13 protein-coding genes are annotated in these 15,215 nt (G+C 57.4%); 7 read left to right on the forward strand and 6 right to left on the reverse strand.

Annotated elements, in window-relative coordinates:
- Positions 1 to 42: 42 nt before the first annotated feature.
- Complete coding sequence (locus tag J5286_RS29040) at positions 43 to 966, forward strand: aminotransferase (RefSeq protein WP_247749731.1); 924 nt, start codon at positions 43 to 45, stop codon at positions 964 to 966.
- Positions 966 to 4,670: a DEAD/DEAH box helicase gene (locus J5286_RS29045; RefSeq protein WP_209193454.1), complete on the forward strand. Its 3,705-nt coding sequence runs from the start codon at positions 966 to 968 to the stop codon at positions 4,668 to 4,670. Before J5286_RS29040 ends, J5286_RS29045 begins: the two co-directional genes overlap by 1 nt.
- A 12-nt stretch (positions 4,671 to 4,682) precedes the next feature.
- Here J5286_RS29045 and J5286_RS29050 read toward each other — a convergent pair whose 3' ends face one another.
- From J5286_RS29050 to J5286_RS29060, 3 genes are all read right to left on the reverse strand, one after another.
- Positions 4,683 to 5,567 carry a hypothetical protein gene (locus tag J5286_RS29050; protein ID WP_209193455.1) on the reverse strand — a complete coding sequence of 295 codons (885 nt, stop codon included), beginning with the start codon at positions 5,565 to 5,567 and terminating at the stop codon, positions 4,683 to 4,685.
- A 9-nt stretch (positions 5,568 to 5,576) separates the two neighbouring features.
- Positions 5,577 to 6,473: a restriction endonuclease gene (locus J5286_RS29055; protein WP_209193456.1), complete on the reverse strand. Its 897-nt coding sequence runs from the start codon at positions 6,471 to 6,473 to the stop codon at positions 5,577 to 5,579.
- A 113-nt stretch (positions 6,474 to 6,586) separates the two neighbouring features.
- Positions 6,587 to 7,186, reverse strand: coding sequence for a poly-gamma-glutamate hydrolase family protein (locus J5286_RS29060; protein ID WP_209193457.1), 600 nt, complete (start codon positions 7,184 to 7,186; stop codon positions 6,587 to 6,589).
- A gap of 96 nt (positions 7,187 to 7,282) precedes the next feature.
- Here J5286_RS29060 and J5286_RS29065 point away from each other — a divergent pair, with 96 nt between their 5' ends.
- The 4 genes from J5286_RS29065 to J5286_RS29080 are packed head-to-tail and all read left to right on the forward strand — an operon-like array spanning position 7,283 to position 11,025.
- Positions 7,283 to 7,861 carry a hypothetical protein gene (locus tag J5286_RS29065; RefSeq protein WP_209193458.1) on the forward strand — a complete coding sequence of 193 codons (579 nt, stop codon included), beginning with the start codon at positions 7,283 to 7,285 and terminating at the stop codon, positions 7,859 to 7,861.
- Positions 7,858 to 9,237: a 7-cyano-7-deazaguanine synthase gene (locus J5286_RS29070; protein WP_209193459.1), complete on the forward strand. Its 1,380-nt coding sequence runs from the start codon at positions 7,858 to 7,860 to the stop codon at positions 9,235 to 9,237. The genes J5286_RS29065 and J5286_RS29070 overlap by 4 nt, the downstream gene beginning before the upstream one ends.
- 5 nt (positions 9,238 to 9,242) lie before the next feature.
- Positions 9,243 to 10,427: an ImmA/IrrE family metallo-endopeptidase gene (locus J5286_RS29075; RefSeq protein ID WP_209193460.1), complete on the forward strand. Its 1,185-nt coding sequence runs from the start codon at positions 9,243 to 9,245 to the stop codon at positions 10,425 to 10,427.
- A complete protein-coding gene (locus J5286_RS29080; RefSeq protein WP_209193461.1) occupies positions 10,402 to 11,025 on the forward strand; it encodes a PIN domain-containing protein in 624 nt (207 codons plus the stop codon). The genes J5286_RS29075 and J5286_RS29080 overlap by 26 nt, the downstream gene beginning before the upstream one ends.
- A gap of 93 nt (positions 11,026 to 11,118) precedes the next feature.
- On the opposite strand, the gene dinB is transcribed toward J5286_RS29080, so the two are convergent.
- On the reverse strand, positions 11,119 to 12,213 hold the full coding sequence (gene dinB / locus J5286_RS29085; RefSeq protein ID WP_209193462.1) for a DNA polymerase IV: 1,095 nt from the start codon (positions 12,211 to 12,213) through the stop codon (positions 11,119 to 11,121).
- 289 nt (positions 12,214 to 12,502) lie between these two features.
- On the opposite strand from dinB, the gene J5286_RS29090 reads away from it, so the two are divergent.
- Positions 12,503 to 13,168 (forward strand): hypothetical protein, encoded by a 666-nt coding sequence (locus tag J5286_RS29090; RefSeq protein WP_245206645.1) that lies wholly within the window; start codon positions 12,503 to 12,505, stop codon positions 13,166 to 13,168.
- 35 nt (positions 13,169 to 13,203) lie between these two features.
- On the opposite strand, the gene J5286_RS29095 is transcribed toward J5286_RS29090, so the two are convergent.
- A complete protein-coding gene (locus J5286_RS29095; RefSeq protein WP_209193463.1) occupies positions 13,204 to 13,962 on the reverse strand; it encodes an SOS response-associated peptidase in 759 nt (252 codons plus the stop codon).
- A gap of 57 nt (positions 13,963 to 14,019) precedes the next feature.
- The gene (gene ligD / locus J5286_RS29100) at positions 14,020 to 15,075 is read right to left on the reverse strand and encodes a non-homologous end-joining DNA ligase (protein ID WP_209193464.1); all 1,056 of its coding nucleotides are present in this window, start codon (positions 15,073 to 15,075) and stop codon (positions 14,020 to 14,022) included.
- Positions 15,076 to 15,215: the final 140 nt, after the last annotated feature.

Here is a 15,215-nt window from a genome sequence, read left to right on the forward strand (position 1 = left end):
CGGAGGTGCGTTTCAGAAATGATGCATAATTGCGGTCCTCCGATGGAGGCATTGGGTCAATGGTTGGTGGGAGCGACCAGGGAAAACGGCAACTACGGTCATATACTTTTTGAGCAGCGAACACCACCGGACGATGCTCTTGTAGAGGCCCTTCGGCCATACTTCGAGTCGGCGCATCTCGACGCGAGAGACGTGTTTCACCAGACTGCTCGTATCGACCTTCACCCCGATGCAGATGGTCCGGGTGGTAATGCTCGTTATCCGAATTGCCTCCCTCCGACCGCCAAGAAAGGTCTTTTCGGCGAGGTCATGGCGGGAATGCTCGTGCAAGCATACCAATTCATCGGTCGACACCACTGGTCGATTCCGATTTTTCTCTTTCGGTACCATGCGGAAGTCGAAGCCTATATCTTTGATCTCGCCCGCGACCCGGCTCGCGTTCGCGAGGTTTCTGGGAGGCACGGAAATGACTTTATTGGCCTCGGGATTGATCCAGCTACGAAAGAGGTTGTTCGTTTCATTGCGGGCGAGGCGAAATGGCGAGCGTCGCTCACCCCTGCTGTCATGAACGAGTTGATGTTGGGTGAGTGGGATGGACCTGCTGCGGATGGCGTTCGGACAGGGGATGGCATCTGGAACGAGATGAACACTGGCCTTCCTGCGCCGCAGGGGCTTGAGCAGATAAATCGGCTTCTTCAGGAGAAGGCGCGGGACGAGTACGCTGAAGCAATCGTGTCGCTCGACCGCGCCCTTCTTCTGGGAGCCGCGCCGCTTGCGCGCACAGACTATGTGTTTATCGCCGGCAATAGAGCGGCGAGGCGAGCTGCTGGGCAGGCCTACCTCCCGACCGACGCTGCTCCTCCTGAGTACACCGCCGGTCGGCCTATTCAGATCGTGGACTTGGTCATTTCGGATGGTGTGGCGTTGATCGAACAACTCTATGACAGACTGTGGAGTCCTCGATAGTGGCCAGATTGGACGATCAACGCCGCGCACTTGCCGCTACCGTTCGCCTAAATCGTGCGGCGGAGAATGAGCTGACTGCAGCACAAGCACGGTTGTTCGTCCGAAGTCTGCAGAATTCATGGCAAGTACCAACCATTGCCTGGGGCGAGCAGGAATCGCACGACCAATTTGGGGATGCTCGACGCCTCCTACATGCCGCCGGCATCTTTGCTGAAATCGATGGGCGAGCTTCAACAGACGCGAGCGGTTGCTATAGACGCGCTGGCGAGCTGTTAGAGTGGCTCGCGCGATCGGCTGATCCGGTTACTCGCGACGTGCCGGTGGCGTTGCTTTCGGCCGCGGCCTACCAGATGGCCGGGTTGCCGGCGATGGCGACAAGCATTCTCCGGAAGGGAGACTTTGGAGGCGACGCGGCTGCGGTATTTGCGGCATTTCTCGCCGCGGATTTCGAGGGTGTTATCGCGGCGGTCACCAAGTTCTGGGAAGCCCACACGCACCTTACCGGCCGCAATGGATCTGAGCAGCTGCTGGAAGAGGTGGTCGCCGATTATGAAACCGACGCGCCCGCCGACGAGGCATTAGACGACCGCCAGGAAGCTGGTAGGGCCGCGCGACGCTCACACAGCCGAATGGGCGAATACATTGTCGCCGAAACGATCCGCGCGATCGGACTGTTCGCTAACGCCATCCGTCGGGGGAATGGCAATCGGGTCGAGCTCGCGGCAAGCAAATTGAGGGGATTGATTGGGACGGTGTCACGCTTCTCGAGCGATGAACTCTGGATACTGCTGACGTTGATGGAGGCGACAGCAATTAGATTTGCCACCGACAGCATCCATGTAAAGGTGGCCCGTCTTTCTGAACGACTCCCGGCGCAACAACAGCGTATGTGGAGATTTGCCAGGGAGCAGTTTGCGCGCGGACGCGGTATATTATGGCCGTCGCAGGTCCAGGGGCTCGAACGTCTCATAGAACGAGACAGTTTTGCACTTTGCACACCAACCGGTTCTGGCAAAACTCTCGTGGCCAATCTCGCCCTGGTTAAGGAGCTTCTGCTTGTCGAAGGGCAGGAACATGCGCCTTTGGCCCTTTACATCGTACCTTCAAGAGCCCTCGCCAGCGAGGTTGAGACGAAGCTGACCGCAGAGCTCGGTGGAGACATTATCGTTACCGGCCTTTATGGCGGGGCTGACTGGGGAATTACCGACTATTGGTTGACCGCGGAAAGACCTGCCGTTTTGATCGCTACGGTCGAGAAGGCCGAGGCGCTGATCCGGTACATTGGTCACCTGCTCGTGCGGCGGCTGCGCCTGATGATCATTGACGAGGCTCATCAGATCGTCGGTGAGGCGGACGCAAAGGCCATGAGAGAATTGGCCGCGCACAACAGCAGGCCAATGCGGCTAGAGTCTATGATCTCGCGTCTCTTTGCGTTGAAGCCTGACATGCCGAGGATTGCGTTGACGGCGGTGGCCGGTGGTGCGGCTGGACCGGTGTCGCGTTGGATTGAGAACTCTGCGCTCGCCGAACCTGTGGGTCTCGGCTATCGCAGTAGCAGGCAAGTTATTGGCTCCCTACAATGTGACCCCTTCCGCGCGCCGCAAGCGACTATTGAGTTCATGAACGGGCAGCCTTTGTATGTCCGCGGTCGAGACGCTCCCGTCTATCTGCCACTACGAATTCCGGTCATGCCTCAGCCGGCGGCACCGATTAGAAACAGCCTTCCGCACTTTACAGAGATCTACACCCTCTGGACCGCTCTCCATCTTCTTGAAGGGGGGCGTAGAGTTCTTGTGTCGATCGCGCAATCACCAGAGCGCGTGATGCGGCGATTTGCCGAGGCATTTGATCTTCCCGGTTGGGCGAACGTTTACCGATTTGCCGTTCCCGCCGCCGACGGCGATCGGGGCCTGTTCCTTGAAGCTCGAGCTGCTTGCATCGACTATTGCGGTCTGGAATCGTTCGAGCTGCGCCTGCTCGATCGAGGTATAGCAACCAGCCACGGACAAATGCCGCAGCGCTTGCGTCGTCTCATGAACGCGTTGATCGAGCGGCGCATATGTCCGATCACGGTCGCGACAGCGACCTTGACCGAGGGCGTGAATCTTCCGTTCGATATCATTTTTTTGACGAGCTTGCTGAGGCGGAGTTTTGATACGGTAGCCGGTGAGGCTGACGTTCAGCCAATGTCAGCCGCCGAATTTCGTAACCTTGCCGGTCGAGCTGGCCGGCCGGGTGCGGCCGAAGCAATCGAGGGTATGACTCTTGTGGTGCTTCCTCAGTCGCCTTCGACGACGTCTCAAAGCTTTGCCAGGGGATCAACTCGGCAAACGCAGCTCCAGCAAATGCGCCAAGCTGAGGCAGATTTCAACAATCTGATCCAACGGTTGGCAGCTGACGAGAGGGCCGAGGGGGCCGTCAACAGTCCTTTGGTCACCCTTCTCACGTCCATTATCACAAAATGCGTTCAGAATCTCGGCCTCCAAACAGAGCAACAGGTCTTGGATTGGCTCGAAGTGACGCTACCCGACCATGTCGGAGGCAATTTAGCGACGGAGTCGCGCCTGCCACTCGACCAGTTAGGTGACTCTCTGGACGAGCTGGACGGATTTGTCCTTGCAGCGACGCAAGAGCTGGCATTGATCACTGAGGGGCGCGTCGATGGAGCTGCCGCCGAAGTGTATCTGCGGCGCCTTTGGCAACGGACATTTGCTCATATCGCTGCTGTCCAGGAGGACCTTCTCGAGCGCGTATTCATTCAGCGGGGGAGGGCTTTTGTTGATCGGCTATATTCTGACGCCGATCAGAGAAAGCGACTTTATCACTTCGGCTTCACTCCATATATCGGCCGAAGGTTTGAAGCGATTTCTCCCAACATCATCTCAGATATAATCAATGCGGCCGAATATGGCGTCTGGAGCGACGAGCAACGGTTTCAGCTCTTTTTCGGGTTGGGAGAGCGCGTCAGATCTGAACCTGGATTTGGATACCGTGTCCGGAACACGGCGACCGATGCCGCAATTTTGGCGAGTTGGGGAGATGTGCTCGGCTGGTGGATGAAGAGACCAGCGGCAGGAGAGCCGGCGCCAGAGGCGCTTCGCACATGGCAGAGATTTGTCGCTGACAATCTCGAATTTCGCCTGGGCGTGGCGGTTGGAGCATCGGTGGCGCAGGTGTGGTCTGCAAATGCCGGTGAACTCGAGTCGCCGACGCTTGAGACGTGGCGCGCAACGACCGGACTTCCTTGGATTGGTTTCTGGTTTCGAGAGCTGCTCCGATGGGGCACTTTGGATCCATTCGTCGCATTCATTCTTGGTCAAGGCATCGCAGGCACGCGCGAAGATGCGCAGGCTCTCCGACCGGAATTCGAAGCCTGGATGGATGCCAATGCGATCGCCAAAGCTGCTGAGGGACTCATCGATCCGCAAAACTTCAGGGCGTGGCAGCTAAGCCGGGAACGTGTCGCTCCAGCCGAAGAGGCTGCCGTTCGCAATATTTTAGGCCAGCTTACGGGCGTGGACGGTCGGCGGCAGAGCTATGACGTGATTCCGATCGCCGCCGGCGACACTATCGAATGGATTGATCCTGCGGGATTCGCCGTCGCAAGGTCTGCCCGTGCGAACGCAATGGTGACCGACAAGCCCGCCTATCACGATTTCAGTGTCACGGCTGCTTTCGACGTGCAAATATCCAGGATATTTTAGCGGATATACCCATCACTTATGGCGTTGGGCTATGATTGTCCGCCCGCGTACGACATCGATAAAAGCTTGTTGCCAGGCTGAATCTAATTCGCTCTGCAGGCAGTGAACACGCTCGTACCCTTTGCGTTTGCCCGCCAGAAGTTCAAGAATTCGCTGTTCCATGGCATAAGCCGCGTCGCGGCTAGCCATGCGTTGACGGAGCATAACTTTCCATTGCTCCAGCCCGAGCTCGATCGGAATATGTAGATTGATGTCACGGCATCGATCATCGACATCCGTAGACCAGCCAATTTTCCAGACATTTCGGTTCCCGAAGCGCATGCCGTAGGTCCATGCCGTGTCTTCAACCGGTTGATCGACGACGTAGCCCGCATCGCGCGGCTTGGGACCCGTGGAGTTGCGTAGCGCGTCATTCATCCGGCGCATTGCGTCCAAGCCGGGCAATGCCGGCAGAACAATTTCGACCGTCGGGAGTGAGAGGATCGCAGCGATGTCAGATGGCTCTTCAATTTCCTGCACTCCCGACGTTGCCACCATCGTCAGCTGTCTTGCGAGCGTCTCAACTACTTTGGGCGCAGGGTCGAACCGCCAAGCGCGAGTGAGAGCCACGGCATGAGGGAATTTGAAATTTCCAGCAGGGTCGAAGTCACGCGCATCAAGATCTGCCCGCCCGACAAGATCAAGTGTCCGCAAAGGCTCAAAACCGATCTCGGCCATGCCAAGGAGCCGACCCCTGTTAACCTCGTCGGTTCTCTCTGTCTGAGTCCCGACGAAAAGCACGCGATCTCCCCGACCGGCAAGTCGAAGCAGCCGATCGACATGGCCTTTCATTCCGAAGGTTGCGATAGGCACACGTTCGAAGCCCATTCCCCAGACCCGGGTTGCAAACAACTTCATTGACGATCCTCAGGCAGGGAAAAGATCGGTCACGCGAGCAAACGGCTGACGTCGCTCAGAATGGTGACGGACTTTTTTTCGCACGACTTCTCCAAGATCAATCCGGCGGTTCAGCGCGTGATAAATGTCAGCACCATCCATCATGATCAAACGGCGGGCGGTAAATGCACCGAAGCTTTCGCCAGAGAAGCCGCCATATGAGACGTAAAGTCCCCTGGTCCAATCCGGACGTTCGAGCAGCTTGCCTTGGAAACTGTGAAGCATGGCCGCGTCCGTCGGCCGTGAATGCCACTTGGCTTCGACCAGATAGGTGTTTCCCTCGTGTTGGAACGAACCATCGATCTGTTCGCCGAGTGTGCGAAATGATGCGTGGGCGTCAAGACCCCAAGCGTCAAACCAGCGTTTCAGGAAGCGCTCAAACGCAAAACCCCGGTGCTGCGGCGCTTCGTTCATTACCGTTAGCGCCAGGAATTCTTGCTCCAATGATGCAAGATCGCTTTGGCTCGGTCCCTTGGTCTCAGGGGCCACCTTCGTTTTGGCACTCTCGGCGTCGGCATCGACCGGAAGTGCCTTTCCACCGATCTTGTTCAAAACAGCGCTGAGGCGTTGTCGAGCATGTGGGATGGTCTCCTCTTCTCCACGGTCAAGCCTGCCAGCTTCACGGTATTCCCACAAGGCAGTGAGCGCGCGAACGACATCGGCGTCCGGAGATACCTCTAGAAACGCGCGAAAATGCTTGCCCTTGGAGGGACCATGCAGTGCGTATCGTTCGTGATAAATATCGATTTTGAGATCGCGGTTGAAGAAGGCAGCGAAACGATCGTTACTGAAGTCCAGAACGTAGCCGCCGTACATCCCAAAGATCTTGTCGATCAACGCCATGTCGGTCGTAGTTAACTGTGCCATATATTGGTCCACTCATTGCTAATTAAGCGGTCATTTGACGCAACACACAAATTGTTCGCAATGCCGGAAACCGCAAACGTCATCTGAATCGGCCGCTTGGGAAGCACAAGTGCTTAGAACGGCAACCCCAAATCTGAGGATCCTTCCCTGATCGCGTTGACAAAGTCATTTATCGTAGGCGACTCCAACTGGCGAGTTTTGTCCGCAAGGCGAATGCGAAGAGCCAAAGTAATCTCAAATTGCACACCCATTGCTAGTGCACCGCGGTTGCAGATATTGGACCGGTCGACGCCTTGCAGTTCGGGATTTTTATGCGTTCCCACGGAGAAGCCGCGTTTCGAGAGGGCCGCGGAGATGCTTGCAGCCAGTGCCGCATGTCTCCCGCCGAGGTAGACAACTTCGTCATCTCCTTCACAGCCATGCATAGCCAAAACGATATCACTGCCTGTGACGAGCCCTAGCGCTTGCGGTTCATTGAAGTTTGACGATGTCACATGAAGGTCGCGGTTGCCCGTGGGCTTCAAGCCTTCGAACAAGTAGTAGCTCAATTCGGTGCCTGCGACTGCCTGGGCAAGCTCGGACGTTCCTCGCTCAATTTTTCCGCCGTGCGGGGCAATCACGCAAATGCTCGATCGACGGTTGACCGCTTCGATCCGAAAAGCGCTCCCGTTCTCGTGCCGGTCAAGTTCTTCAAAATTCCTGTAGCGATCCAAACCCAGCGCTCCCATCCAAGCGTATCGAGCATTCCATTCTTGAATGTTGACATGTCAGATAAAAAATATCAAGCTATCTGACATTAGGAGATTCGAATGAGCGACGGTCCGCATAAAAGCTTGCCTCTGCGCCATGGATACCAGCGGGTTGCCGCCTGGGCCTACAAACCTGCCTTCACCGTGAACCAGATTGGTGAGGCGGCAGAATCTGCGCTGTTGCGCGATGTCGCCATCGAAGTTGCACCTACAATCAAATCCATCGTCGCCATTGTTGACGGCCAAGACCTTCTGAGTTTGACGTCTACGACGCATGACCAACTGGATCGTCTGCGGGTGGATCCGGCAGTCGACACGTTGGCCGCCAATGCTCTCGAGGGGACTCAGATGGCACTCAGGGAAGGATACAGCGGGCTTGTCGCTTTCGAAAAAGGATTGGCTTCTGCCTTGGCGGAACGCCTTGCCGCTGGCGGCCGAGCTATGGAGGAGCACTATCTCGTGAAGGCAGGGCCGGGGGCATGTCAGCAGATGCGCCGGCGGATGAACGAGACGATCGTGCACATGACGAATAGCGGTACTTTTGATCGCGTGGCGAAATCTATCCTGGGCGATCGCTCCGTGAGTGTTGCGCGAGCGCCGACTGTTCATGACGGCGTCGATCAGGGGGTCCCGTTTTGAGCGCGATTCCGGTTGGGATTCCTGCTGTTCGGGTCGCCGTAATTGAGCCCGGGCGTAAGCCAGACGATGGCTGGCACGCGGCCGAAATCGGCAAGGCTATCGTCTTCGACACGGAGGATCTGGACGATTATCGGACGAAGAACTGGGACAGTCGGGTCTACGATGCTATGCTTCTGATCGCCGCTGTCGAGTATTGTGACAAGGTGCTGAAGCGCTCAGGCCTCCGCTGGACCCGGCGATTTGAGCTTCGCTTGCCGGTGCATGATCTGGCGCACTGGCAGAAACCGGATGTGGCCGGCACGATCGTTGGTGCGTTGAAATTCTTGACTGGCGATGATTGGAACATCATGTTCACTGTTGCGTCGGTCGACGTCGAGCGCGACTTTTCGCAGCAGAGCCTGTTCGAATGGGGCGATCCGGGTCGCACGATAACGCCTTTCAGTGACGGGCTCGACTCGCGAGCGGTATCGGCCATGCTTGCCGCCAAGGGGCGGGCTGACAGGTTGATAAGGGTCAGGGTCGGCTCCAAGGCGGATGACCGGCCGCTTCGTGACCGCAGAAAAGTGCCGTTCCTGAATATCCCATTTTCTGTTAAGATGCGGCAGGGTGGCGGCATTAAAGAATCGTCAGTCAGGAGCCGAGGGTTCAAGTTTACCCTGCTGAGCGCGCTCGCGGCCTATCTGGTTGGGACGCACGATATCGCAATGCCGGAGAGCGGGCAGGGGGCTTTGGGTCCGGCTCTTGTGCCGACTAGCCACGGCTATGAAGACTATCGCAACCATCCGCGATTCCTTCGCAAAATGGAGGACGTCGTGCAGGCGATCTTCCAATATCCCGTTTACTTCCGGCTACCGCAGCTTTGGAGCACCAAAGGGCAGACGCTTGCGGCATTTGCTGCGATCGAAACCGATCCCGATGAGTGGAACCGAACGCGATCGTGCTGGCAGCAGAGTCGGAATTCATCTTTCGATGGCGGGCGCCGGCACTGTGGGATTTGTGCCGCATGTATGCTGCGCAGGCTGAGCTTCCATTCTTCCGGTGTCAGTGAGCCAAAGGAAAACTATATCTGGGAGGACCTCGGCGCCCGTGAATTTGCCGATGGCGCCGTCGTCGGGTTCACGAAGGTGACGCGAGCGATGCAGCGTTACAGCATTGCCGGTGCACTGCATCTTGATCATCTGGCAGAAATGCGCTCTTCCCCCCTGCGCCAGCCGCGCGTGAAGCGAAGCGCGTGGCAGCTTGCAGAGCATCTGCAAATATCGACGGGCGAAGCCGAAGAGCGTCTCTTCGGCTTGCTCGAACAGCATGAAAAAGAATGGAAGGCTTTCATGAAGGATCTCGGACCAAAATCGTTCGTCGCCCAGTGGCTGGCGTGACCGCTATGAATGAACGGCATGAACAACTTGATCCAGAGCAACTGGGCGACCGGCTTCGTATAGCTCGAGAGGGTGCAGCGAAGACGCAGGCAGACGCTGCTGCCTCGATCGGCGTGGCGCGCACCACGCTCGTCGCTATGGAGAAAGGCGCGCGGCGGGTTAAAATAGGCGAGCTCCAGCAGCTCGCCGGCTTCTACGGCACCAGCGCCAATGCGATTTTGCGCAAAGAAGCGGTGCATGTGGAACTCACCCCGAAATTCCGCAAGCTGGCTGACCACGAGGAAGCCTTCGTTACGAAGGCCGCAGACCTCATGGCTGATCTTGTTCGAGCCGATGTCGAGCTGGAAACGCTTCTTGGCATTCCCCATGTTCGCAATCTGCCCCCTGAGCGTGCTATCCTTGCCGGCGATGTTCGCCAACAGGCCGAGCAACACGCTTTGGAACTCCGTCATTGGTTAGGACTGGGACTTGCCCCCGTTTCCGATATCGGCGCAGTCCTGGAGCTGCAGATGGGCGTGCGTCTTTACGTGCGTCGCCTCCCGGCGAAAATCTCGGGGCTCTTCGCCTTCGAAGCCTCGGTGGGCGCCTGCATTCTCCTGAATTCAAGCCACCCTCTTGACCGGCGCACTCAGACGGCAGCTCATGAGCTCGGTCATCTGGTTGCAACGCGGGCCCAACCCGAGGTCAACGAGATCGACGAGCTCGAAAGCTCGCGGGAAGAAAAATATGCGAACGCGTTCGCGCGGGGATTCCTTACGCCGGCCCAGGCGGTTCGCCAGAAATTTGAGGAAGTCACGGCTGGTGCATCGAGCCTGACGCGTCGCCACGTCATCGTTCTTGCTCATTTCTTCCATGTTTCTCGAGAGGCGATGGTCCGGCGGCTGGAGGAGCTGCAGCTAACCAAACGCGGTACCTGGGACTGGTTTCAGGCGAATGGTCACATAACGGATGATCATGTGAGGCAGGTCCTCGGTGACGCTGCCCAAAGCGATCGCATGAAAGACGAGGCCGCTTTGCCAGTTCCGCTTAAGACCGGGCTCATGGCCTATCAAGCAGCGAAGCGCGGTCTGCTGAGCGAGGGCCAGATCGCCCGAATGCTGCATTTGGATCGTGTCAAAGTACGCGACATTCTTACCGATATCGATACGGAAGAAAGCGGGGCCAATGCGGCAACCTCTATTCTCCGGTAGTGTCTCTGCTCATCTCGTGGTCGATACGAGTGTGATCATAAATCTCAACGCAACCGGACAAGCGGGTGACGTCGTGCGTGCATTCGGTGTGAAGCTTCGCGCCTCCACAGTTGTCCGCGACGAACTCGTCGCCGACCGGTTCAGTGGAAGAAATGACGCAGAATCGGCCGCAGCACTCGTCGACGAAGAATTGCTCGATTTTGTCGCGCTCGATGAACAGGGCGAAGATATCTTCGCGAGCCTGATCAGTGGCCGCGCCGCCGACACGTTGGACGACGGCGAGGCGGCAACCCTCGCGGTCGGAGCCGTATCGGGGCATACGGTTGTCATAGACGAGCGCAAGGCTCAGAGAATTGCGGCCGAACGGTTTGCTCTTATGCAGGTTATCGCAACCGCGGATATCCTCTGCTCGGAGCGCGTGGTCTCAGGCTTGGGAGCGAGGCAGGTTGGCGACCTGATCTTCAACAGCTTAGCTGGCGCGAGGATGTTCGTTCCGGAAAGACACCATGCCCGGGTCCTCGATCTACTCGGCGCCCGCGCCACCGAATGCCACAGCCTCCCGTCAGCACTTCGACAAGCGGCCAGTTCTCTGAGGTGACTTCGCGCAGCGTGAGTGCGATGGCTACCGCATAACATTATGATTAGGCAGCGTGACCGGCGGCAGACGTGGCGCCGATGCTTCGGCAAGACGCTATAAGTTCAAGTCGAACTGCGATCGCTCGCCGCCGGCTTCGCTACAGGTCGCTTTCGTCAGCGTAGACAAAGTGACGCCGAGTAGCCGCACAGAAAGCTTAAAAGGGTATACGGTCGCCAGCAGGTCGGTCGCTATGCGGAGAACGTCACGGCGATCTGCGAAGGGGAGTGCGTCTGTTTTGCTTCTGGTTGCTTGACTGAAATCCGAATATTTCACCTTCACGGTGACCGTTTTGGCGTCAATACCCGACGACTCGCAATAGTCCCAAACCTTGTCGGCAAGCGGCTTGAGCTCGCCTCTGGCGAGCTCAAGATCGTTGATATCTTCAATGAAGGTATCTTCGGCGCCGACTGATTTTCTCACCCGATCCGATCGAACCTGTCGCTCATCGACGCCGCGGGCGATACCGTAGAAAAAGCCACCCGACTTCCCGAAGTGCTGTGACAGGAATTGCAGCGATTTCGTTTTCAAGTCCGCGCCGGTTTCGATACCAAGCCGATGCATCTTTTCCGCCGTGGCGGGCCCGACACCATGAAATTTCTTGACTGCCAGTCCTTCGACGAAGGCTGGTCCGTTCCTTGGGGTGATGACCGCCTGTCCGTCGGGTTTGTTGAGATCGGAAGCCATCTTCGCAAGAAATTTATTGTACGAAATTCCTGCAGACGCATTCAAACCTGTAACCGCTTTGATCTTCGCGCGGATCTCCAACGCGATCTCCGTCGCAATCGGCATTTCCTTCAGATTTTCTGTCACATCAAGGTAGGCCTCATCGAGTGACAAGGGTTCGATCAAAGGCGTGTACTCAGCGAAAATTTCACGGATTTGCTGGGAGACCTCTCGGTAGACTTCGAAACGCGGTTTCACGAAAATCAGGTCAGGGCATTTACGAGCAGCGGTTACCGATGGCATCGCTGAATGAATACCGAAGACGCGTGCCTCGTAGCTGGCTGTCGTCAACACACCGCGGGCGCCCGCGCCACCAACAGCAATCGGCTTCCCCCGAAGATTAGGATTGTCGCGCTGCTCTACCGATGCATAGAAGGCATCCATGTCGACATGGATGATCTTTCTAACGCGGGAGGTGTTATCCATATCAGTATCCATCGGCGAGTTGAACTATCAAGAACAAAATAGGAACATACTCCAGTTTATGGAAACTTCAACTCTTTGGAAATGTCCGGGTAGACGGCGTGTTAGCTGCTTGCAATTCGTAGAACTTCCGTTATCTTTTTCTAACGGAGCCGAGCGCCAGGGCTGCAAGCGACCCAAAAGGCGGCAATATCCAAGGTACTTTCCTGAACGGCAACCATTCAGCCGGCGCAGGGTGTTCACAAAGCGCTTGCGATCACCCCTCACGACGCCGGAGTGAAATGGATTTGTCATGTCTATCCAGAAAGATTGCGCAGATCATCTGCGCGCAGCCTATCGGAATATGACCGGAGAGAAGCTTCGCTCAGGTCATGCCCATGAGTTTGTTGCAGCTTATTTCGGCTACGGTACCGCCGCAGCTCTGCAAGGTGATGTCACATTCCCCCTTTCCTCATTGGACGAGGCGGAAATCCTTATTCCGGATATCGACGGTATCAATCGTCGGCGTACTGAGCTTTTGAATGTCCCAGCCGCGCTTCCTGATGGTCGGGCCTTATCAAAGATCATCTCGGAGTCTCTTGAGGTCGCTGGGCACTTCAAGGGTGAGATATGGGATTCGACCTATCTCAGTGATGACATCAACGACTACATTCAACGCGACACGATGGTAATTGAAAGCGAACTCGCTGGTGAGATCGCAATGACCAACGCCTATTTTGATGAGCTTTATATCGAGGAGACTAGCGTGGAGTCTCATGATGATAGTTTGATCGCAACGCTATCGGGGTCGCTCAACGGTGAGCAGGATCAGGACCGGGCGTTCCACGGGGACAAGATCAAATTCACGAGCATCATGACGATGCGCCGTGCTGCCAGCCGTATCGGGTATTTCGAGCCGGAATTCGAAACTGGCGGGACCGTCGACGATTCGATGTATTATGAGCTCGATGATCAATAGCTGAGGAAAGGCCGCCGCCGCGTGCGGCGGCCACACTAGCCTATGGGCTCACCCGATTTTGAGACTATTGACGATCCGTAAGGCTCTCTCGAGGATATGATCAGCGCGTCGTCGGGTAGCGGTCTTGCCAGATGCATCGCCTCTTCCCACGGCGCCCGCATCCAGACGTCGGTCTCTTCCGGCGTGAGCAGCAGCACTGGCATTGCCTTCTCGTGGATAGGCTTCACCAGATCGTTTGGGTCCGTCGTCAGGAAACCATAGAGGTCATCCGAAGTCAGCCCGTCCTTCACTTTCCTGACGCTCTTCCACTGAGGCACGTGAATACCGGCGAAGAACATTAGCGACTTCGCCTCGTCGCGGGCAAACCAGGCATTCGGCACCTTGCCGCCTTCCTCCTGGCTGGCGGGATCCGGTTCCGCGAAACTAGTGACCGGTACGAGGCAGCGGTGTTCAACACCGAACCAGCGCTTCCAATGAGGCAGGTTGAACTTGCGCACATTGGTGACGCCGCGGTCTGGCTCCATGCGGATAAGCTCGTCCATGTCAACGGTCTGGCCCTTGGCCCTGAGTTTATCGGCCCGGGCTTCCGCTGCCTTCTTCTGCACGAAAATCGGGGAGGGAAGACCCCAGCGGGCATGGACAAGCTGCTTGCGGCCGTCGGCGGTGTTGCGGAGGATCGGCCCCGTCTGGTCGGGGTTCATCTGGTAGGCCGGCATGATGTTAATCAGGCTCTCGGCATCCTGCGCCCACTTGCTGACCCAGTCCTTGTCTTCCATGCGATAAAGATTGCACATCCGCGCCCGTTCCTCCCGATAGAACCGGAGCTAACTTAGCGCATGTCGCGCCATCCGCTAGTCGAGGCGGAAGACGTCGGCGTTGTCCTGGCGCTCTCGCAATCCCTTATAGGAGGCGTGTCGAAGCTTGCCGTCCATCGTCCAGGCGCGGAACTCGATCTCGGCAATCAAGGTCGGCTGAACCCAGACGACCTTGCCGCCAGCGTCACCTGGATCCGCCGGTGGCTGCTTCCGCTTCCAAGGCAGCCTGTCAAGCATCTTCCTGAGTTTCAGGGTCTCGGCTTCCTTGAAGCCTGTTCCAACGTTTCCGACGTACACGAGCTCATCGCCGCGATAGGCCGCAAGCACCAGCGAGGCGAAACCGCCCGTCAGCGCTGTCGAAGGCTCGTAGCCAACGATGAAAAAGGCCTCGCTCCCAATGCATTTGATTTTCACCCAGTCGCCTGTCCGGCCGGAGCGATAGGGTTGATCCCGGTCTTTGCCGACGATGCCTTCCAGACCGAAACGACGAGCGTGCTCCAGCAGGACATCAGGATCGGCATCCAGCTCTTCCGAGATTTGGATCGCGCCCTCCTGGCCGTTCAGGAGATCCTCGAGCAGACGGCGGCGAGACCCATACTCGACCCCACGGAGATCGTGGCCATCGAGATAGAGCAGATCGAAGGCATAAAGCATTGCGTCGGAGGCCCGGTTTCCGGCCTTGGTGCCTGAGGCGCCGAGCGACTTCTGCAGCAATCCAAAATCCGACCGACCCTCTGCATCGAGAACGACGGCCTCCCCATCGATGATCATCGTCGCCGGCCCGAGCGCGCGGGCGGCTTCGGCGATAGCAGGAAACCGATGCGTCCAGTCATGGCCGCCGCGTGTCAGGATCCTGACGCCTTGCGGTTCGACATGCACGGCCAGCCGATATCCGTCCCACTTGATCTCCCAGCCCCATTGATCGCCGCGCGGCGGCCTCTGCTTGACCTTGGCGAGCGCCGGCTCAACGCGGTCAGGCATCGGATCGAACAGAAGCTGCGGCTGGGCAGGGTTGCGCTTCCGCTGCGGCTTCGAGCGGATCGGCGCGTCGGTATCACGAAGGAGCGGCTTTGATCTCGGTGGCTTCGTCATGGCGGCAGTTCAGCAGGGAAAGCTTAATAACAATGTGACGATCTCAGCTTTATCCCCGTTATCCAAGCGGATTGTGATTTGAGCGGGTGGCAGCGGAAAAAAATCTCAACGCGGCTAGCTGTCTGATTCCGATAGCTATT

Origin of the sequence: Rhizobium sp. 16-488-2b (assembly GCF_017741815.1) — a bacterium.
Classification (GTDB): Bacteria; Pseudomonadota; Alphaproteobacteria; order Rhizobiales; family Rhizobiaceae; genus Rhizobium.

What these genes read in the sequence shown, in the direction of transcription:
- J5286_RS29065 (WP_209193458.1), top strand. Translation starts at nt 7,283, where the DNA reads ATGAGCGACGGTCCGCATAAAAGCTTGCCTCTGCGCCATGGATACCAG.
- J5286_RS29055 (WP_209193456.1), bottom strand. Translation starts at nt 6,473, where the DNA reads ATGGCACAGTTAACTACGACCGACATGGCGTTGATCGACAAGATCTTT.
- J5286_RS29080 (WP_209193461.1), top strand. Translation starts at nt 10,402, where the DNA reads ATGCGGCAACCTCTATTCTCCGGTAGTGTCTCTGCTCATCTCGTGGTC.
- ligD (WP_209193464.1), bottom strand. Translation starts at nt 15,075, where the DNA reads ATGACGAAGCCACCGAGATCAAAGCCGCTCCTTCGTGATACCGACGCG.
- J5286_RS29040 (WP_247749731.1), top strand. Translation starts at nt 43, where the DNA reads ATGGAGGCATTGGGTCAATGGTTGGTGGGAGCGACCAGGGAAAACGGC.
- J5286_RS29050 (WP_209193455.1), bottom strand. Translation starts at nt 5,567, where the DNA reads ATGAAGTTGTTTGCAACCCGGGTCTGGGGAATGGGCTTCGAACGTGTG.
- J5286_RS29095 (WP_209193463.1), bottom strand. Translation starts at nt 13,962, where the DNA reads ATGTGCAATCTTTATCGCATGGAAGACAAGGACTGGGTCAGCAAGTGG.
- J5286_RS29090 (WP_245206645.1), top strand. Translation starts at nt 12,503, where the DNA reads ATGTCTATCCAGAAAGATTGCGCAGATCATCTGCGCGCAGCCTATCGG.
- dinB (WP_209193462.1), bottom strand. Translation starts at nt 12,213, where the DNA reads ATGGATAACACCTCCCGCGTTAGAAAGATCATCCATGTCGACATGGAT.
- J5286_RS29075 (WP_209193460.1), top strand. Translation starts at nt 9,243, where the DNA reads ATGAATGAACGGCATGAACAACTTGATCCAGAGCAACTGGGCGACCGG.